This is a genomic window from Arthrobacter sp. UKPF54-2, assembly GCF_007858535.1.
Lineage (GTDB): Bacteria > Actinomycetota > Actinomycetes > Actinomycetales > Micrococcaceae > Arthrobacter.
This window is the reverse complement of record NZ_CP040174.1, coordinates 1,393,680-1,413,346: the sequence shown is the minus strand read 5'-3', so window position 1 is coordinate 1,413,346 and position 19,667 is coordinate 1,393,680. Positions and strand designations below refer to the sequence as shown.

At 65.0% G+C, this 19,667-nt stretch carries 11 protein-coding genes and 3 rRNA genes; 5 read left to right on the top strand and 9 right to left on the bottom strand.

The features are described 5' to 3' along the window. Positions 1-76: 76 nt before the first annotated feature. Complete coding sequence (locus E7Y32_RS06390; RefSeq protein WP_222433458.1) at positions 77-1,222, top strand: DUF1524 domain-containing protein; 1,146 nt, start codon at positions 77-79, stop codon at positions 1,220-1,222. Between the two features lie 9 nt (positions 1,223-1,231). Here the strand turns inward: E7Y32_RS06390 and E7Y32_RS06385 are convergent, their stop codons facing one another. Beyond that, positions 1,232-2,569: a hypothetical protein gene (locus E7Y32_RS06385; RefSeq protein WP_146336384.1), complete on the bottom strand. Its 1,338-nt coding sequence runs from the start codon at positions 2,567-2,569 to the stop codon at positions 1,232-1,234. Positions 2,570-2,657: 88 nt separating this feature from the next. Continuing rightward, entirely contained in the window at positions 2,658-3,662 is a 1,005-nt protein-coding gene (locus tag E7Y32_RS06380; protein WP_146336383.1) for an LLM class flavin-dependent oxidoreductase, read from the bottom strand. A 178-nt stretch (positions 3,663-3,840) separates the two neighbouring features. Between E7Y32_RS06380 and E7Y32_RS06375 the strand changes: the two genes are divergently transcribed. From E7Y32_RS06375 to E7Y32_RS06360, 4 genes are all read left to right on the top strand, one after another. Next, positions 3,841-4,710, top strand: coding sequence for an aldo/keto reductase (locus E7Y32_RS06375; RefSeq protein WP_146336382.1), 870 nt, complete (start codon positions 3,841-3,843; stop codon positions 4,708-4,710). Positions 4,711-4,769: 59 nt separating this feature from the next. Continuing rightward, a complete protein-coding gene (locus tag E7Y32_RS06370; RefSeq protein ID WP_146336381.1) occupies positions 4,770-5,471 on the top strand; it encodes a type 1 glutamine amidotransferase domain-containing protein in 702 nt (233 codons plus the stop codon). A gap of 86 nt (positions 5,472-5,557) precedes the next feature. Further along, on the top strand, positions 5,558-7,258 hold the full coding sequence (locus E7Y32_RS06365) for a helicase HerA-like domain-containing protein (protein WP_146336380.1): 1,701 nt from the start codon (positions 5,558-5,560) through the stop codon (positions 7,256-7,258). A 106-nt stretch (positions 7,259-7,364) separates the two neighbouring features. Continuing rightward, complete coding sequence (locus E7Y32_RS06360) at positions 7,365-8,357, top strand: hypothetical protein (RefSeq protein WP_146336379.1); 993 nt, start codon at positions 7,365-7,367, stop codon at positions 8,355-8,357. A 137-nt stretch (positions 8,358-8,494) separates the two neighbouring features. Here E7Y32_RS06360 and E7Y32_RS06355 read toward each other — a convergent pair whose 3' ends face one another. The 7 genes from E7Y32_RS06355 to E7Y32_RS06325 form a co-directional block, all read right to left on the bottom strand. Then, entirely contained in the window at positions 8,495-8,812 is a 318-nt protein-coding gene (locus tag E7Y32_RS06355) for an endonuclease domain-containing protein (protein WP_261382558.1), read from the bottom strand. Between the two features lie 373 nt (positions 8,813-9,185). Next, positions 9,186-11,168, bottom strand: a complete 1,983-nt coding sequence (locus E7Y32_RS06350; protein ID WP_146336378.1) for an NHL domain-containing thioredoxin family protein — start codon at positions 11,166-11,168, stop codon at positions 9,186-9,188. Continuing rightward, positions 11,168-13,306 carry a cytochrome c oxidase assembly protein gene (locus E7Y32_RS06345; protein WP_146336377.1) on the bottom strand — a complete coding sequence of 713 codons (2,139 nt, stop codon included), beginning with the start codon at positions 13,304-13,306 and terminating at the stop codon, positions 11,168-11,170. The genes E7Y32_RS06350 and E7Y32_RS06345 overlap by 1 nt, the downstream gene beginning before the upstream one ends. 110 nt (positions 13,307-13,416) lie before the next feature. Beyond that, on the bottom strand, positions 13,417-13,704 hold the full coding sequence (locus tag E7Y32_RS06340) for an HU family DNA-binding protein (protein WP_011776355.1): 288 nt from the start codon (positions 13,702-13,704) through the stop codon (positions 13,417-13,419). Positions 13,705-14,035: 331 nt separating this feature from the next. Then, positions 14,036-14,151, bottom strand: a 5S ribosomal RNA gene (gene rrf / locus E7Y32_RS06335). A 213-nt stretch (positions 14,152-14,364) separates the two neighbouring features. Then, a 23S ribosomal RNA gene (locus E7Y32_RS06330) occupies positions 14,365-17,498 on the bottom strand. Positions 17,499-18,034: 536 nt separating this feature from the next. Then, positions 18,035-19,560, bottom strand: a 16S ribosomal RNA gene (locus E7Y32_RS06325). Together the 16S, 23S and 5S rRNA genes form the textbook arrangement of a ribosomal RNA operon. Positions 19,561-19,667 lie beyond the last annotated feature (107 nt).

Sequence of the window (19,667 nt, the reverse complement as noted above, 5' to 3'; positions counted from 1 at the left end):
GGCTCGGGCACCGGCGCCGGTAGGCTGTGAAAGGGCGAAAAACCGGCCCGGAAACAGGCACAAACTGGGGGAATGATTGCGCAAGAATAGCGCCGTAGACGGCCCGTCGGGCGGCACGGCACCGGAAACGGCGCGCCGCCGGGGCGTGGACTGGATCGCCTGCGGCGTGGCCGGGCTGCTGCTGGTCTCGTCCACCGCCTGCGCCGGCCCGGCCCCGGCCGCGGAAACAACGGCCCCGGTTGCGCAGAGCACGTCGGCCACGGCGGCCGCCCCCGCCGCCACACCCTCGCCCACGCCGAGCCCATCGGCCGACGCCGGCGCCCCCCTGGATCCGGACACCGCCCCCGCCGCCGGCCTGGCCGGGGCCTCGGCTCCGCGCCAGCAGCCGGCCTACGCCAGCAAGGCCCTCGACGTGCTCGCCACCTTGCCGGTCAAGGGCAGGGCGCCCAAGACCGGGTACTCCCGCGACCAGTTCGGCCAGGCCTGGGCCGACGTCGACCGCAACGGCTGCGATACCCGCAACGACACGCTCCGCCGCGACCTCACGGCGGTGGCGCTCAAGGCCGGAACCCGCGACTGCGTTGTGCTCTCCGGCGCCCTGAACGACCCCTACACCGCCAAGCTGATCAACTTCGTCCGCGGCAACAACACCAGCGCCGCCGTCCAGATCGACCACGTCGTGGCGCTCAGCGACGCCTGGCAGAAGGGCGCCCAGCAGCTCAGCCCGGCCCAGCGGCTCGCCTTCGCCAATGATCCGCTCAACCTCCTGGCCGTGGACGGCCCCGCGAACATGCAAAAGAGCGACGGCGACGCCGCCACCTGGCTGCCGCCGAACAAGTCCTACCGCTGCGCCTACGTGGCCCGTCAGATCTCGGTCAAGGCCAGCTACGCACTCTGGGTGACCCAGGCCGAGCACGACGCCATGGCCCGGATCCTGGGCAGCTGCCCGGACTCCCTGGCCCCCACCAGCGAGCAGCCGCCGGCCCCCGCACCAGTCGCGGCGGCTCCGCCGGCCCAGGCCGCCGCACCGCCCGCGGCCCCGGCCCAGGCAGCACCTGCCCCGGCCCCCGCTCCCGTCCCGCCGGCGGCGGTCGTCCCGGCCGCGGTGGTCTACGCCAACTGCGCCGCCGTGCGGGCCGCGGGCGCGGCGCCCATCCGCCGCGGGCAGCCCGGATACAGCAGCAAACTGGACCGCGACGGCGACGGGGTGGCCTGCGAGTAGCCGCGCCGGCTAGCAGGCCGGAGCCTGGTACTCGTAGGCTCCGGCGTCGGCCCCCGCGTCACCCTGGCAGTCGCCGTTCTGGGCGACGGGCTGCCCGTCGAGGTCTACGGTGAAGGGACTGGTGCCTGCGCGGTCAATCGCGGGACTCAGGCTGGTCGGGTGGAGGTCGGTGGGGGCGTCCACGAAGTCTGCCGCCTCCCGTGTTGAGGTGCCGCCGGGTTCCACCGAGCTGGGCCCGTTGAGGACGTTCTCCTGTTCGGTCCAGCCCGTGCCGTCGATCCAGAGCGAATTCCGCACGGCGACGAGGATGTTGCCCCGGATGACCGTGGAGGCGGGGCACGCCGCGTGGCACACCACGGCCTGGGACTCGGGGCCATCCAGCCATACGGTGTTGAATTCAAAGACGGTGCCGTCCGTTGGACCGAAGGATGACTTCGGTCCCCGGGCGATCAGGCCGGTGGCCTGGGAGCAGTTTTCGCCGCAGCTGGAGCGGATCAGGTTGTAGCGGTAGGTGTTGCCGTCTGCGGTGGCCCCGGGTGAGCGGCCGATCTCCGAGAACACGTTGTTGTCCACGGCCACGTTGTGGTGAATGCTGTTCCGGTTCCCGTTGAAGATTTCGAAGGCGCTACCGTCGTGGGAAAAATCGTAGGACTTCGCGGTGGATCCGGTGACGGTGTTGCCGGTGAACTCGTTGTCGCTCCCGTTGATCAGCACGCCGAAGGCGCCCGAATCGTCGTTGCAGCTCACGGACTGCGGGGTACCGCAGTTGATCCCGGGCGTGTTGACGTTCATCACGTCATTGTTGGCGAGGTTGTTGTTCACATAGTGGCCGAAATCCGAGCCCTGGCCCACCTTGATGCCGGCGGCGTTGTGGGTCGCCGTGGAGTTCTTAAGGGTGTTGTGGTCGCCGGAGACGCTGAACCCTGCGTACCCGCAGGAATCGGCGCGCAGGCCGTCCACGGTGATGAAGTTCCCGTTGATCGTGACGCAGTTCGCGCCCTGCCCGCTGGATTCGCCGCCGGTGATGGTCGGCGTGCTGCCGGCGCCGTAGCCGGTCAGGGTGATGGCGGCGTCGGCCGTGCCGCTCTGGTTGACCACGATGCTGCCTGTCCAGGTGTCGCCCCGCCGGAAACTCACGGAGTCACCAGCCTGCAGCACCGTGGTGTTGAGCTTCAGCAGGGACTGCCAGGCCGAGCCGGGGGAAGTGCCGTCGCTGTCGTCGTTGCCGTCAACGCTGAGGAAGTAGGTGGTGCCTGCGGCGGCGGCCGGCGCCCAGCTTCCCGCAAGGGAACCTCCCAGCAGCACGAGGACCACCAGCAGGGGTGCAGCTATGGACTTGATCTTCATAGTGACACCTGGACTTCTGAAGATGAATCCGGACCGCAAAGCGGCATTGTGGCCGGTGGCCGGAGTGCAGCCCGCGGCAGGCTTAACGCTAGGGGCGCCCTGCTGCCAAGTCAACGATTCCGGCGGCCTCCGCGAGGAGTTCCACGGACCGGAGCCTGTCCTCCACCCGGGCGCTCTGGTGCGCGACGATCAGTTCGTCGGCGTCGGCGTGCGCCGTGAACTCCTCGAGGTAGTCGACCACGGCGCCCGGGGTGCCCACCGCGGAGTACTTCATCATCTGCGCCATGTGCTGGCCCTGCGGCGAATCCAGGATCATGTCCGCCTCGTCATCGCTGAAAACGCGGCCGTTGCCAAAGAACAGCGACACCCGGGCCCGCTTGGTGGCCCGGAACATCTCCTGCGCATCCGCGGCGGAGTCCGCGGCAATCACGTTGACGCCGGCGATCACGTGCGGGGCGTCCAGCTGCGCGGAAGGTCGGAACTCGCGGCGGTACAAGGCCACTGCGTCCTGCAGCGCGTTCGGGGCAAAGTGCGAGGCGAAGGCATAGGGCAGCCCGAGCTGCGCGGCCAGCTTCGCCCCGAACAGGGAGGACCCCAGGATGTACAGCGGCACGTTGGTGCCCTTGCCCGGCGTGGCCTCGACGCCGGGGATGCGGGTGGGTCCGCTCAGGTAGCCCTGCAGCTCCAGGACATCCTGCGGGAAGCTGTCCGCGCTCATCGGGTCCCGGCGGAGTGCCCGCATGGTGTTCTGGTCGCTGCCGGGGGCGCGGCCCAGGCCCAGGTCGATCCGTCCCGGGTGCAGGGTCTCGAGCGTGCCGAACTGCTCGGCGATGGTCAGCGGCGAGTGATTGGGCAGCATCACCCCGCCCGCCCCGAGCCGGATGCTCTTGGTCTGCGCGGCAATGTGGGCGATCAGCACGCTGGTCGCGGAGGAAGCGATGGAGGACATGTTGTGGTGCTCGGCGTACCAGATGCGGCGGTAGCCCAGTTCCTCGGCGCGCTGCGCCATGGCCACGCTGCCGGCGAAGCTGTCCGCCGCGCTCTGGCCCTTGCCGATGATTGCCAGGTCAAGGATGGAAAGCGGAACAGTCACGGAAAAGCCGGCCTTTCGTTGCGGAGCATGATCAAGATCAGGGGGCGGCCACGCCGGGATGCCGGCGGACGCACACTGATGCCAACGACGCCGCCGCCCGGCTTATTTCTGCGGGCGGGAAACACCGGCAGGGCCGACGGCGAGGAATACTCAGCACCCTTAGCTTGTTGCCGCCCTTATGAGCCACGACACCTCACAGCATCCGGAACCATTGGCAACGATTGAGCTTAAGGACCTAGGAACCGTGCACCGCCTGGGCTTTGGCGCCATGCGCATCGTCGGCGACGGCGTCTGGGGCGAACCTGCCGACCGGGACGCGGCCGTCGCCGTCGTCCGCCGCGCCGTCGAGCTCGGCGTCGACTTCATCGACACCGCCGATTCCTACGGCCCCAACATCAGCGAGGAGATCCTCGCCGAGGCGCTGCACCCCTACCGGGACGGCCTGAAAATCGCCACCAAGGTCGGTTTCACCCGCACCGGCCCGAACGAATGGGTGCCGTTGGGCCGCCCCGAATACCTGCGCCAGCAGACCGAGCTGAGCCTGCGCAAGCTCAAGGTCGATGCGCTGGACCTGCTTCAGCTGCACCGGATTGATCCCAAGGTGGACCCGGAGGAGCAGTTCAGCGTGCTTCGCGACCTCCAGAAGGAAGGCAAGGTCAAGGCGCTGGGGTTGTCCCAGGTCAGCGTGGCCGAGCTTGAGCTGGCCGCGCGCTACTTCACCGTCTCCACCGTGCAGAACCGCTACAACCTCATCGACCGCAGCTCCGAGGATGTCCTGGGCTACGCCGAGGAGAACGGCATCGGCTTTATCCCGTGGGCCCCCATCTCGGCCGGCGAACTCGCCCGGCCCGGCGGCCCGCTGGACAACGCGGCCACCCGGCTGGGCGCCACCACCTCCCAGGTTGCCCTCGCGTGGCTGTTGCGCCGCTCCCCCGTCATGATGCCGATCCCTGGCACCGGGTCCGTCACGCACCTCGAGGAGAACCTTGCCGCCGCCGGCGTCGTCCTCGATGACGCCACCTTCGCGGAGCTCGACGCCGCACGCTAGGCCCATCCCCTATCCCACCCCCGCGGCCGGCTTCCACGCCGGCGGAACAGGAGCACAACATGGCTAACATCCTTATGGTCGTATCCGCAGCAGATTCCCTCACCATGCGCGACGGCACCAAGCACCCCACCGGCTACTGGGCCGAGGAACTCGTCGTCTCGCACCAGACCCTGCGCGGCGCCGGGCACACCGTCCACATCGCGACCCCCGGCGGCGCCAAGCCCACTGTGGACGAGGTCAGCCTCGCCGCGGAATCGGCGGGCGGCCAGGACCGGGCCGACGCTTTCCGCGCGTACCTGGCCGACATCGACGCCGAACTCTCCGCCCCGCTGGTGCTCGCCGACGTCGACCTTGCCGGCTACGACGCGATCGTGATGCCCGGCGGCCACGGGCCCATGGCCGACCTGTTCGAGGACGCGGACCTCGGCCGGCTGCTGATCGAGGCGAACACGGCCGGCAAGGTCATCGCGCCGTTCTGCCACGGCCCGGCAGGGCTGCTGAAAGCCGTCGACGACGCCGGAAACTTCGCCTTCTCAGGGCGCCGCCTCACCGTCTTCACCAACGAAGAGGAGCTCGGCGGGGGCACCGGGGAGAACACGCCCTGGTTCGTCGAAGACGTGCTGAAGGAGAAGGGTTCCGTCATCGACAACGGTGCGGCCTGGAGCTCCAACGTGGTCATCGACGGCAACCTCATCACCGGGCAGAACCCGCAGTCCAGCGAGGACGTGGCGCAGGAGGTCCTCAAGGCCCTCGCCGACTAGAGCCCCCGCTCCGTCGCAACAAAGCCGCCGCAACAAAGCCAAGCCGATGCCGGGTCCGCGCCGCCGGACCCGGCTAAGCTAACGGCATGGCCATCAAATCCACTGCAGACAAAGTCGCCACCATCCAGAAGGGTTACACCCTGGAGGGGCCCACGATCGAGCTGGGAGCCGCGATCGTCGACGGCGAACTCCACAAAGAGGCCCCCGTCAGGCTGCCACTGTCGATGATGAACCGGCACGGGCTGGTGGCCGGCGCGACCGGCACCGGCAAGACCGTGACCCTGCACATGATGGCGGAACAACTCTCCACCGCCGGCGTCCCGGTGTTCCTCGCTGACATCAAGGGCGACCTCTCCGGCCTCGCCACGGCCGCTTCCGGTTCGGAGAAGCTGAAGGCCCGCACGGACAGCATCGGCCAGGCCTGGTCCGGCAAGACGTTCCCGGTGGAGTTCCTGGCCCTCGGCGGCGACGGCGCCGGCATCCCGGTCCGGTCCACCATCACCTCGTTCGGCCCCATCCTGCTCTCCCGCGTGATGGAGCTCAACGAGACCCAGGAGTCCAGCCTGCAACTGGTCTTCCACTTCGCGGACAAAAACAACCTCGAGCTGATCGATTTGAAGGACCTGCGGGCGGTTATCCAGTTCCTGACCTCGGACGAGGGCAAGGACGAACTCGAGAACCTGGGCGGCCTCTCCAAGTCCACCGCTGGCGTTATCCTCCGCGAACTGATCACCCTCGAGGCGCAGGGGATGGAGAAGTTCTTCGGCGAGCCGGAGTTCGACACCGCCGAACTGCTGCGGACCGCCCCGGACGGCCGCGGCGTCGTCACCTGCCTGGAACTGCCGACGCTGCAGACCAAGCCGATGCTGTTCTCGACCTTCCTGATGTGGCTGCTGGCCGACCTGTTCGAGGACCTGCCCGAGGCGGGCGACCTGGACAAGCCCAAACTCGTCTTCTTCCTGGACGAGGCGCACCTGCTGTTCAACGGCGCCTCCAAAGCCTTCCTGGACGCGATTACCACCACGGTCCGGCTGATCCGCTCCAAGGGTGTAGGCATCTTCTTCGTGACGCAGACACCGAAGGATGTGCCGGCGGAGGTCCTGGGCCAGCTGGCCAACCGGGTCCAGCACGCCCTGCGCGCGTTCACCCCGGAGGACGCCAAGGCGCTCAAGGCGACGGTGTCCACCTTCCCGATGAGTGACTACGACCTCGAGGAGACCCTCACCTCGGCCGGAATCGGCGAGGCCGTCATCACCGTGATGAACGAGAAGGGCGCACCCACCCCTGTGGCCCTCACCCGGCTGCGTGCGCCGGAGTCCGTGATGGGCCCGAGTGAGGACGCGCTTATCGCCAGCACCGTGGCCGGATCCGCCCTGCTCGCCAAGTACGGCACGGCCGTGGACAACGTCTCCGCCTACGAGAAGCTGACCGGCCGGGCGGCGTCGTCCACCGGCCCCGCCGCCGGCGGCTCCGCGGCGCAGCCGCCCACGGGCGCCGGGGCCGGACTGGACCCCAACGCCGTCGACGCGGATGCCCGCCGGATCGAGGAAGAAATCCTCGGCCGCCCCAGCAGCCGTCCCGCCCCGGCGCCCGAACCGGAACGCGCACCGCAGCGGCGGTCCCAGCCGCAGGACTCCGGCGGAGGAATGGCCGGAGATCTCGCCGGCGCCCTGGGCGGGGCCCTCGGCGGCGGCCTCAAAAGCATGGCTCGCTCGCTGGGCACCCAGATCGGCCGGGAACTGCTGCGCGGCGTCTTCGGAACCGCATCCCGGCGCCGACGCCGCTAGGCGCGCTGTCACCGCCGGACGCGTCCGGCGGTGATGGTGCGCGTCACACGTGACCCCTGTGACACATGTATTCAGTGGGCGTGCAGGTAACGTAAGAGACGTGCAGATGAGTCAGGCGTTGGTCAGGACTGCAGCCGGGTGGCTGATGGGCCTGATGCTCGCCGTGGCCGGCGCCGTCGTCGCCATCAACCTGGTGAACAACTCCCTTGCCAGCCCACAGCAGCCGGTCCGCGAGTATCTGGACGCCCTGCAAAAGGGTGAAGGCGGGAAAGCGCTGGGCCTGCTGCACGCCACCGTGCCGCAAAGCAACCCCGCCATGCTCGACGGCGAGGCGCTGAAGACCGCCGCCGCGCGGATCTCCGGGGTCAAATTCGGCGACGCGGAGGACCGCGGCGGGGACCAGGTTATGGTCCCGATCGACTACACCATCAACGGCGCCCAGCTCCACACCGAGTTCCTGCTCCAACGCTCCGGCACCCAGTGGCTGTTCTTCCACGACTGGTCCTTTGTCCCGGCCGAACTGCCGACCCTGAGCGTCACCGTCGTCAACTCGAACCAGGCCACGCTCAACGGGGTTCCCGTGAACATGCCCAACGGCCGCAACACCTTCGCCGTGTTCTACCCGGGCGAGTACGAGGCGACCCTGAACGGGCAGTTCTTCGCCGCCCCGGCGACCCGGGCAACCCTCTCCGGACGGGACACTCCCCCGGCCCCGTTGAACCTGCTCACCCAAGCCACCGACGGCCTCAAGGACGCGGTCAGCGCCAAGGTCAAGCAGTTCCTCGACGACTGCGCCGACCAGGCGGACAAGAAACAGCAGCTGCAGCCGGACTGCCCGTTCTACCACACCACCAACAACCGCGTGGCGGACGGGACCATCGACTGGAGCATCACCGACTATCCCGTCGTCAAGATCGAGCCCTTCGGCGGCCGCTGGGTAGTAGCTCCGCTGGACGGCAAGGCCCGGATCAAGGCGCGGCAGACGGACCTCTTCACCGGCGCCGTCACCGAGCTCAACGCGGTCCACGACTTTAGCTTCACCACCCGCCTGGACATCGACGGCGACACGGTGAAGCTCACGCCGCAGCTGAGCAACTAGGCGTCCGGCCGCCGGGGCTGTTTTTAGCCACTGACCGTCACGCCACACAGTCTTTTGCGTCAGCCATGGTCGACCGTCCGCGGTACTGCGGGGATTCCCAAGTATCGGACGCAAAATAACATGCACGGCGTGACACCTCATGCGGACGGCCGCCGGGCCAGCACGGCCAGGACTTCGGCCACCATCTGCGCGGGGCGGTGTACCACGTCGTCGTAGTGGTAGCGGAGCACTGCATAGCCGCGAACAACAGACACGTTGTTGCGGCGTTGATCCTTCTTGATCTGGGCCCAGCTGCCATGGTGGCGGCCGTCCAGTTCCACGATGAGTCTGCCCTCCACGAGAAGGTCCACGTATCCGACCCCGTCAATGTAGACCTGCGGCTCCACCGTGATCCCGGCCTGCCGGAAGTAAGTCCGGGCCAGAGTTTCCAGCAGGGACTCGGCCCCGCGGTCCACCCAGTCAAGTACCTGACGGGCCTTACATCGACCAGGGCCGCCACTGGCCGATGCGGGTGTGGTTCAAAGAGCAGGCCCCCGTGGTGAGTCTCCCCAGCGACCGTCTCGCCGCGGCGATGGTGTACATGGCCGGGACCGACGGCGTTGATTGCCCACAGTCCCCATCAGGCAAGGTTCCCGGCTGCCGGGACTGAGAGGCGCGCCCCGGACGCCCTATGTGGACATCCCGGCGTCATTCCCCGCAGCCTTTTGCCCTCGCCAAGGCCGAAGACCCGCGAGAAACCACGGCGGGAGTGCCCCGCGGCACACAAAAGGCTGCCGTCCGTGACACTTAAGCCACGGACGGCAGCCCTAAGTCAGCGTCCGCTCAGCTTCAGTCCATGCCGCGCAGGTCCAGGACCAGCTCGGTGTCCCCGTCGGCCTGCAGCACCACCGGGATGCCCCAGTCCTGCTGGTACAGGTGGCAGGCCGCGTGGTCCGGGATTTCGCCGTCCTCGGTTTCCGGGCCGTCGCAGGCCGCGGCGCGGGCGGTAATGTGCAGCACGCCCTCGGGGACGTCGGAGGAGAGCTCCAGGGTGCGGAGCAGGCCCACCGAGGTCCCGCCCCCGGCCACCAGCAGTTCCGGCGGCGTGGATGAGATCTTCAGCTGCGTCGGGTCGCCCCAGCGGTCATCGAGCTTCTGCCCGGTCGGGGCGGTGAAGCGTACCGCCAGGGACAGCAGCCCGGGCGCCACCGGGCTCTTCGGACGGTGCGTCTGCACGGCCCCCTCGTCCACCTGCTGCGCCTCCTTGGGGATCGGAACGTAGACGAGCTGGTGCTTGTTCGCCTCGACCACCACCAGCAGCGGTTCGGCGCCGGCCACGTGCGTGTGGTCCACAATGACGTCCGAGGGTTCGGACAGCCCGCGCGCAAGCGTGGAGACCGTGCCCGTGGCGGGGTCGTAGCGGCGCACGGCACCGTTGTACGTGTCGGCGATCGCGACGGAGCCGTCCGGCAGCACCGTCACGCCCAGCGGGTGCTGGAGCCGTGCGTCGGCGGCAGGGCCGTCCCGGAAGCCAAAGTCGAACAAACCCTTGCCCACGGCGGACTCCACCGTGATGGCACCGCCGTCGGCGATGACGAGCTTGCGCAGCGCGGAGGTCTCGGAGTCGGCAACCCAGATGTTGCCCTCCGCGTCCTCGGCCAGGCCGGACGACTGGGCGAACCAGGCTTCGGCGGCCGGGCCGTCGAGCAGGCCCTCCAGGCCGTTGCCGGCGATGATGGACACCGCGCCCGTGACCGGGTCGAAGCTGAAGATCTGGTGCACCCCGGCCATGGCCACCACGACGGCGTTGAGCTTGCTGGACCACACGACATCCCAGGGTGAGCTCAGCGAGACCTGCAGCGGATCGGCCTCGAGCCGGGCACCGTATGCGGCGCCCTCCTCGTCCACTCGGGCCGGGCCGGTCTCAAGGAGCCGCTGGACCCCGTTGCCGGCAAGAGTGGTGGTGGTGCCGTCCGCGAGGGAGAGCCCGCGGAGCCGGTGGTTGACCGAGTCGGCAACCACGACGTCGTAGCCGGCCTTCGCGGCCACGTCCTCCGGCAACAGCACCAGGCCCTGCGGCTCGTTGAAGCGGGCGTCGGCGGCGCCGCCGTCGGCGTGGCCCTTCTCGCCCGATCCGTAGGTGCCCAGCACCGTCTCGAAGTCGGTGCCCAGTTCAACCAGCCGGTGGTGGCCGGTGTCGGTGACCAGCCAGGTTCCGGCCGGTTTCTCCTGCCCGGCGTCGGCCGCTGCGGCGGAACTGCCACGGCCGGCCGGCAGGTACAGCGCCTTGCCCGGGAACCGGAGTGTGCCCGACGTCGGTTCCGGCGCCACGTAGGGGCCGTCGCCGCGGTGCAGCGTGCCCTTGGCCTCGTGTTCTGCGATCAGCTCGGGGATCAGCACAGCCAGGCCGTCCGCGTGGCCCTCGCCGGAGAGGTGCGCCACGATGTAGCCCTCGGGGTCGATGACCACCAGGGTGGGCCAGGCGCGGGCGGTGTAGGCCTTCCAGGTCTCCAGCTCCGGGTCATCCAGGACCGGGTGGTGGATCTCGTAGCGTTCGACGGCGGCGGCCAGCGCCACCGGGTCCGCTTCGTGCTCGAACTTGGGCGAGTGCACGCCGACGGTCACCAGGACGTCGGAGTATTTCTGCTCGAGCGGGCGGAGTTCGTCCAGGACGTGCAGGCAGTTGATGCAGCAAAAGGTCCAGAAGTCGAGCAGCACAATTTTGCCGCGCAGGGATTCGAGGTCCAGGGATTTGCCGCCGGTGTTCAGCCAGCCGCGGCCTACGAGTTCGGAGGCCCGGACCCGGAGGTGGGTGCGTACGGTTTCGCTCATCAGCGTCCTTCCAGCTTTGAATTGCGTTCGGCCAGCTTCGCATCGCGCTCGGCGAGCTTGGCAAACATATCGTTGTAAGCGGTGAGATCGGCGTCGTTATTCCTGTCCGCGGCGCGGTCGGTGCGCTTGGACTCCCGCGCGTCGGAGCGGGACCACATCACGGCGACGCCGATCGCCACGAGCAGGGTGGGCACTTCGCCGATCCCCCACGCCACCGCGCCGCCCATCTGCTGGTCCAGCAGGGCCGAGGGACCCCAGGTGCGGCCCAGGTTTCCGAAGTAGTCGGCGGCCAGCAGGCCGGTGCCTCCCATGATCGCGACGCCAAAGAATGCGTGGAAGCCCATGGTGGCCAGCAACAGCAGCAGCCGCATCGGGTACGGCGCCCGCCGGGGCAGGGGGTCCGTGCCGATCATGGTCAGCACAAAGATATAGCCGGTCAGCGCGAAGTGCAGGTTCATCAGCTCGTGGCCCACGTGGTCGCGCATGGCGTAGCCGAAAGCGTCCGAGTAGTAGAACAGCACAATCGACCCGGCAAAGTTGGCCGCTGCGAACAGCGGATGCGTGACGAGCTGTGAGAACTTGGAGTGCACAAAGACCAGCAGCCATTCCCGCGGCCCGCGGGAACTATCCCGCCGCGGGGTCAGCGCGCGCAGCGCCAAGGTGACGGGGGCGCCCAAGACCAGGAAGATCGGTGCCACCATGGTCAGCGCCATATGGTCGACCATGTGCGCCGAGAACAGCACCCGGCCGTAGACCGACGGCGGCCCGGATGTCACGTACGTGAGGACCGCCAGGCCGATCACCCAGTTGACGGTCCGGAACCAGGACCAGGAATCGCCGCGCTGGCGGACCTTGCGGATGCCCAGCACGTAGGTCACCAGGCCAACGACGGCGACGGCGACCCACAGCCAGTCGAACCGCCACTCGGTGAGCCAGCGCTGCGGTGTCAGCTCCGGCGGCAGCTCGTAGCCGGAGAGGATGAAGGCCGGGGAGGCGTTCTGGGCGGGCGTCTCGCCCTGCGGCGGAGCGGAGCGGCCAAGCGCGACGGCGATGCCCGACGTCGCGCCCATCACCAGCAGTTCCACGAGCACCAGTTGCCAGAGCACCCGTCGGGCAGACAGGCCGGCGCCCTTAGCGCCCAGCTGGGGGATAACCCAGCGGCGGTGCATGAACCCGACGCCGCCCAGGACCAGCGTGGCTGACGCTTTCGCGACGATAAGCTGCCCGTACGTCGACCCGGTGAGGTCGGCCCAGCTGCCCACCCGGATGCTCGCGTTGATCACGCCGGAGGCGAAGACCAAGGCGAAGGCGAATCCGGCCACGGCGGAGAAACGGCGGAGGGTGGGCTCGGTGATGTCGGCCTTGCCGGCGGGAGCGGACAGGATGCCGGAAAGGAGCGTCAGCACGATGATCCCGCCCAGCCAGGCCGAGACACCCACCAGGTGGAGGCCCAGGGAGTTGATGGCGCCCTCATGGTCGCTTGAGCTGGAGGAGTGCCCGATCAGCGCCGCCGGGGCCAGTCCCGCCAGCGACAGAATCAGGGTGAGCACCAGGGCGCCGCGCGAGCGGACGCCGAACAGCGCGGTGGTGACCACCGCGGCGATGATGACGACCGCCAACCAGGCCCGCCCGGTCTCAATGTCGGTCATGAAGTAGACGAGGGACCTGGTGAATTCCGGGTCCCCAGAGATCGCCTGGCCCGCGATGTCGGAGTAGCTCAGCACCAGTACAGCGACGGCGGAGAGGGTCCAGGCGACGCCGGCTGCGGCGGCGACGGCCAGGACGCGGGTGAACGCGGGATGTTCCGGGGCGTCGCTGTCCCTGGAACGAGCACCATTGAGATTTCTGGGCAGGATCCCGACGGCAAAGATCAGGCCGCCGATCACCGTGGCAAGGGCTACGTTGTGGACGGCTTTGCTGACCGGGAGACCCCAGCGGACCAGCGCTCCGGGGTCCGAGACCGCGCGGGCACCCGCAGCGCCGGAGAACAGCAGCGCAGCCGCCAGTCCCACGAAGACAGCGGCCAGGCCGGCGAGCTGCCAGGGCCGGCCAATCCCCGTAGCTCCGGCAGCGGAGCCGGACGCTCCCCCGCTCGGGGAAGGCGCTGCTGAAGTTCGGGGTTTTGCTGCGGAAGGCACAACTCCATTGTCCGCTACGGCCGCCCGCGCACCGAATCCTGGCGGCGGGGGTTAACGCAAAAGGAGCGGCAACCCGTAGGTTGCCGCTCCTTTCAAGCGTTCGAAGAAGACTACTTCTTCTTGGCGACTGCAGCCTTCAGCTTGGAGCCGGCGGTCAGCTTGACGCTGTGGCCAGCGGCGATCTGGATGGTCTCGCCGGTCTGCGGGTTGCGGCCGGTGCGGGCTGCACGGTCGGTGCGCTCGACGGCAAGCCAGCCGGGGATGGTGATCTTCTCGCCCGCGGCGACAGAGGTCTCGAAAACCTCGAACAGTGCATCGAGCACGGAGTTGACGGCTGCCTGGCTGGTGCCGGCCTTGCCAGCTACCTCTGCAACAAGTTCACTACGGTTCTTAGCCATTTATGTCCTCCTGGACTGTTCTAATTTCTGAAGCCTGCACGCGGCATGCGTGCAAGCCACTCTTCGAAAACTTACCAGCTTGCCGCCGCCAAGGTGGCAAATTCCGCGTGTTTTCGCCCTTTTTTGGGAAAAGTTCCGGGTTTCGAGGGCCTTGGACGCCGCTTTTCAGCCAACAGCGGACGCGCCAACCGCCCACCGGGCGCCGGCAACGGAAGCGGCCCCTTCGCGGCGGCGGCGCCGCGGCTTCTACGCGCGACGGCGGTGGGTGGTTTTGGGGTTAAAGGGGGAGAGCCTCCAACCTGGTGGTTGGAGGCTCTCGACCTCAATGATGTTCCGGCGGTGACCTACTCTCCCACACCTCCCGGGTGCAGTACCATCGGCGCTGTGGGTCTTAGCTTCCGGGTTCGGAATGGGACCGGGCGTTTCCCCCACGCTATGACCGCCGTAACCCTGTGTCCGCGCCCTGGCCGGGGGCCTGGGGTGGGAAATCTGTGGTTACAACATGTGGTGTTGTATTCAGTTGTTTTGGTTCCTGTGCAACGTTTCGTCTGGCGACGGGTTTGTTGTTTGGGAACCACATAGTGGACGCAAGCAGTCTTGTTTCTTTGTACCCTTCCCGTGGTGCGAACCCCTTTTGATGTTGGTTCGCGGGAGGGGTGTGTGGTGTAAGTTATCGGCCTATTAGTACCGGTCAGCTTCACGAGTCGTTAGTCCTCGCTTCCACATCCGGCCTATCAACCCAGTGGTCTGGCTGGGGGCCTCTCACACGCAAGGTGTATGGAAATCTCATCTCGAAGCGAGCTTCCCGCTTAGATGCTTTCAGCGGTTATCCCATCCGAACGTAGCTAATCAGCGGTGCACTTGGCAGTACAACTGACACACCAGAGGTTCGTCCGTCCCGGTCCTCTCGTACTAAGGACAGCCCTTCTCAAATTTCCTGCGCGCGCAGCGGATAGGGACCGAACTGTCTCACGACGTTCTAAACCCAGCTCGCGTACCGCTTTAATGGGCGAACAGCCCAACCCTTGGGACCTACTCCAGCCCCAGGATGCGACGAGCCGACATCGAGGTGCCAAACCATGCCGTCGATATGGACTCTTGGGCAAGATCAGCCTGTTATCCCCGAGGTACCTTTTATCCGTTGAGCGACGGCCATTCCACAATGTACCGCCGGATCACTAGTCCCGACTTTCGTCCCTGCTCGAGATGTCTCTCTCACAGTCAAGCTCCCTTGTGCACTTACACTCGACACCTGATTGCCAACCAGGCTGAGGGAACCTTTGGGCGCCTCCGTTACTTTTTAGGAGGCAACCGCCCCAGTTAAACTACCCATCAGGCACTGTCCCTGACCCGGATTACGGGCCGAAGTTAGATGTCCAAAGTGACCAGAGTGGTATTTCAACGATGACTCCACCCGAACTGGCGTCCGGGCTTCAACGTCTCCCACCTATCCTACACAAGCCACTCCGAACACCAATACCAAACTATAGTAAAGGTCTCGGGGTCTTTCCGTCCTGCTGCGCGTAACGAGCATCTTTACTCGTACTGCAATTTCGCCGAGTTTATGGTTGAGACAGCGGGGAAGTCGTTACTCCATTCGTGCAGGTCGGAACTTACCCGACAAGGAATTTCGCTACCTTAGGATGGTTATAGTTACCACCGCCGTTTACTGGGGCTTAAATTCTCAGCTTCGCCTTGCGGCTAACCGGTCCTCTTAACCTTCCAGCACCGGGCAGGAGTCAGTCCGTATACATCGTCTTGCGACTTCGCACGGACCTGTGTTTTTAGTAAACAGTCGCTTCCCCCTGGTCTCTGCGGCCCCTGCACGCTCCGGACAGCAAGTGTCCATCACGATAGGGGCCCCCCTTCTCCCGAAGTTACGGGGGCATTTTGCCGAGTTCCTTAACCATAATTCTCTCGATCGCCTTAGTATTCTCTACCTGATCACCTGTGTCGGTTTGGGGTACGGGCGGCTAAAACCTCGCGTCGATGCTTTTCTAGGCAGCATAGGATCACCGAATCCCCCCATACGGGGGTCCCGTCGGGTCTCAGGCATCATGAACGGCGGATTTGCCTACCGTTCGCCCTACATCCTTAGACCGGGACAACCATCGCCCGGCTCGGCTACCTTCCTGCGTCACACCTGTTAATACGCTTGCCTCCCAGGTTTCGGTCCCGCGCTCCACCAAAACCCTTCACCCACAAGGGGTGTCGGGCAGGTCTCGGGCGGTTAGTATCCCCTGTTCAGCATGGGCGGTTTTTCGCCGGTACGGGAATATCAACCCGTTGTCCATCGACTACGCCTGTCGGCCTCGCCTTAGGTCCCGACTTACCCAGGGCAGATTAGCTTGACCCTGGAACCCTTGATCATTCGGCGGACGGGTTTCTCACCCGTCTTTCGCTACTCATGCCTGCATTCTCACTCGTGTAGGCTCCACCGCTGGTTTCCACCGCGACTTCACTGCCCACACGACGCTCCCCTACCCATCCAGACGCCTGAACCACAAGGGCTTAGCTACTATCTGAATGCCACAACTTCGGCGGTGTACTTGAGCCCCGCTACATTGTCGGCGCGGAATCACTTGACCAGTGAGCTATTACGCACTCTTTTAAGGATGGCTGCTTCTAAGCCAACCTCCTGGTTGTCTTCGCAACTCCACATCCTTTCCCACTTAGCACACGCTTAGGGGCCTTAGTTGGTGGTCTGGGCTGTTTCCCTCTCGACTATGAAGCTTATCCCCCACAGTCTCACTGCTGCGCTCTCACTTACCGGCATTCGGAGTTTGGCTGACGTCAGTAACCTTGTAGGGCCCATTAGCCATCCAGTAGCTCTACCTCCGGTAAGAAACACGCAACGCTGCACCTAAATGCATTTCGGGGAGAACCAGCTATCACGAAGTTTGATTGGCCTTTCACCCCTACCCACAGCTCATCCCCTCCATTTTCAACTGAAGTGGGTTCGGTCCTCCACGACGTCTTACCGTCGCTTCAACCTGGCCATGGGTAGATCACTTCGCTTCGGGTCTAGATCACGCCACTGCAACGCCCTGTTCAGACTCGCTTTCGCTACGGCTTCCCCACACGGGTTAACCTCGCGACGTAACACTAACTCGCAGGCTCATTCTTCAAAAGGCACGCCGTCACCCCAACACAGCAAGCTGCGGAGGCTCCGACGGATTGTAAGCACACGGTTTCAGGTACTGTTTCACTCCCCTCCCGGGGTACTTTTCACCTTTCCCTCACGGTACTGGTCCGCTATCGGTCATTAGGGAGTATTTAGGCTTATCAGGTGGTCCTGACAGATTCGCACGGGATTTCTCGGGCCCCGTGCTACTTGGGATACTTCCCAGGCGGCACACTACATTTCGGTTACGGGGCTCACACCCTCTCTGGCCGGCCTTTCAAGACCGTTCACCTATGCACATGCTCTCACCCCACTGTCCCGGCAGAGACAGAACGGAAAGTCCCACAACCCCGACCATGCAACGCCCGCCGGCTATCACACATGGAACGGTTTAGCCTGATCCGCGTTCGCTCGCCACTACTAACGGAATCACTATTGTTTTCTCTTCCTGCGGGTACTGAGATGTTTCACTTCCCCGCGTTCCCTCCACGCACCCTATGTGTTCAGATGCGGGTCACCAGATCACTCGCGCGTCTGGCGGGGTTTCCCCATTCGGACACCCTGGGATCACAGTCCGGTTATCGACTCCCCCAGGCTTATCGCAGATTCCTACGTCCTTCTTCGGCTCCTAATGCCAAGGCATCCACCGTGTGCTCTTAAAAACTTGACCACAAAAGATCAAGGAGTAATTTCGAGAGAACCACGAAACCAACCACACCCAACAACACCACCCCAAAAGAGTGACACCATCACGCGCAGCCAGATCCAGGTTCATATTCTTGGAAATTGCTTCTTATAAAAGATGCTCGCGTCCACTATGTAGTTCTCAAACAACAACCCCGTACCACACACCCCACACACCCGGACCCCACAAGGGACCCACACAGTGCATGAAACGCCGCAGCCGGGAAACCAGAAACACAAGTCCCGGACACCACCACCCGAAGGCCGTAGCAACCGGTCCTGTTGTCTCAGGACCCAACAGTGTGCCAAACACTAAACCGCCCGAACCCTCACACACCGTTCCAGGACCCACACAAGGGTGGTTCCGTACTGGGTGCCGGAGGAAACGCAGCGGCCGCTATTTGTTGATATTCCACCCGTGAGCACCCGCCGCAGAACTTGCGTCTGCGCAACGGGCGTTACTCCTGACAACACCACCACACCCACGAAACGCGGGGCGGGGTTGTTGTAGGTGCTCCTTAGAAAGGAGGTGATCCAGCCGCACCTTCCGGTACGGCTACCTTGTTACGACTTAGTCCCAATCGCCAGTCCCACCTTCGACAGCTCCCTCCCACAAGGGGTTAGGCCACCGGCTTCGGGTGTTACCAACTTTCGTGACTTGACGGGCGGTGTGTACAAGGCCCGGGAACGTATTCACCGCAGCGTTGCTGATCTGCGATTACTAGCGACTCCGACTTCATGGGGTCGAGTTGCAGACCCCAATCCGAACTGAGACCGGCTTTTTGGGATTAGCTCCACCTCACAGTATCGCAACCCTTTGTACCGGCCATTGTAGCATGCGTGAAGCCCAAGACATAAGGGGCATGATGATTTGACGTCGTCCCCACCTTCCTCCGAGTTGACCCCGGCAGTCTCCCATGAGTCCCCGCCATTACGCGCTGGCAACATGGAACGAGGGTTGCGCTCGTTGCGGGACTTAACCCAACATCTCACGACACGAGCTGACGACAACCATGCACCACCTGTGAACCGACCGCAAGCGGGGCACCTGTTTCCAGGTATTACCGGTTCATGTCAAGCCTTGGTAAGGTTCTTCGCGTTGCATCGAATTAATCCGCATGCTCCGCCGCTTGTGCGGGCCCCCGTCAATTCCTTTGAGTTTTAGCCTTGCGGCCGTACTCCCCAGGCGGGGCACTTAATGCGTTAGCTACGGCGCGGAAAACGTGGAATGTCCCCCACACCTAGTGCCCAACGTTTACGGCATGGACTACCAGGGTATCTAATCCTGTTCGCTCCCCATGCTTTCGCTCCTCAGCGTCAGTTAATGCCCAGAGACCTGCCTTCGCCATCGGTGTTCCTCCTGATATCTGCGCATTTCACCGCTACACCAGGAATTCCAGTCTCCCCTACATCACTCTAGTCTGCCCGTACCCACCGCAGATCCGGAGTTGAGCCCCGGACTTTCACGGCAGACGCGACAAACCGCCTACGAGCTCTTTACGCCCAATAATTCCGGATAACGCTTGCGCCCTACGTATTACCGCGGCTGCTGGCACGTAGTTAGCCGGCGCTTCTTCTGCAGGTACCGTCACTTTCGCTTCTTCCCTACTGAAAGAGGTTTACAACCCGAAGGCCGTCATCCCTCACGCGGCGTCGCTGCATCAGGCTTGCGCCCATTGTGCAATATTCCCCACTGCTGCCTCCCGTAGGAGTCTGGGCCGTGTCTCAGTCCCAGTGTGGCCGGTCACCCTCTCAGGCCGGCTACCCGTCGTCGCCTTGGTGAGCCATTACCTCACCAACAAGCTGATAGGCCGCGAGTCCATCCAAAACCACAATAAAGCTTTCCACCCCCCACCATGCGATGAGGAGTCATATCCGGTATTAGACCCAGTTTCCCAGGCTTATCCCAGAGTTAAGGGCAGGTTACTCACGTGTTACTCACCCGTTCGCCACTAATCCCCGATGCAAGCACCGGATCATCGTTCGACTTGCATGTGTTAAGCACGCCGCCAGCGTTCATCCTGAGCCAGGATCAAACTCTCCGTTGAAGAAAAACAGACACAACCAGGAACCACGGGAAAACGCGGAAACCCGGCTGCACAAAATTTGAAACCAGCTAAAAACACCAGACCATCCACGGGGTGGACAATCCGGC

Bases quoted from the DNA above. Each gene is read 5' to 3' on its own strand.
- E7Y32_RS06385 (WP_146336384.1), bottom strand. From the start codon at position 2,569: ATGAAGATCAAGTCCATAGCTGCACCCCTGCTGGTGGTCCTCGTGCTG.
- E7Y32_RS06375 (WP_146336382.1), top strand. From the start codon at position 3,841: ATGAGCCACGACACCTCACAGCATCCGGAACCATTGGCAACGATTGAG.
- E7Y32_RS06370 (WP_146336381.1), top strand. From the start codon at position 4,770: ATGGCTAACATCCTTATGGTCGTATCCGCAGCAGATTCCCTCACCATG.
- E7Y32_RS06365 (WP_146336380.1), top strand. From the start codon at position 5,558: ATGGCCATCAAATCCACTGCAGACAAAGTCGCCACCATCCAGAAGGGT.
- E7Y32_RS06360 (WP_146336379.1), top strand. From the start codon at position 7,365: ATGAGTCAGGCGTTGGTCAGGACTGCAGCCGGGTGGCTGATGGGCCTG.
- E7Y32_RS06350 (WP_146336378.1), bottom strand. From the start codon at position 11,168: ATGAGCGAAACCGTACGCACCCACCTCCGGGTCCGGGCCTCCGAACTC.
- E7Y32_RS06340 (WP_011776355.1), bottom strand. From the start codon at position 13,704: ATGGCTAAGAACCGTAGTGAACTTGTTGCAGAGGTAGCTGGCAAGGCC.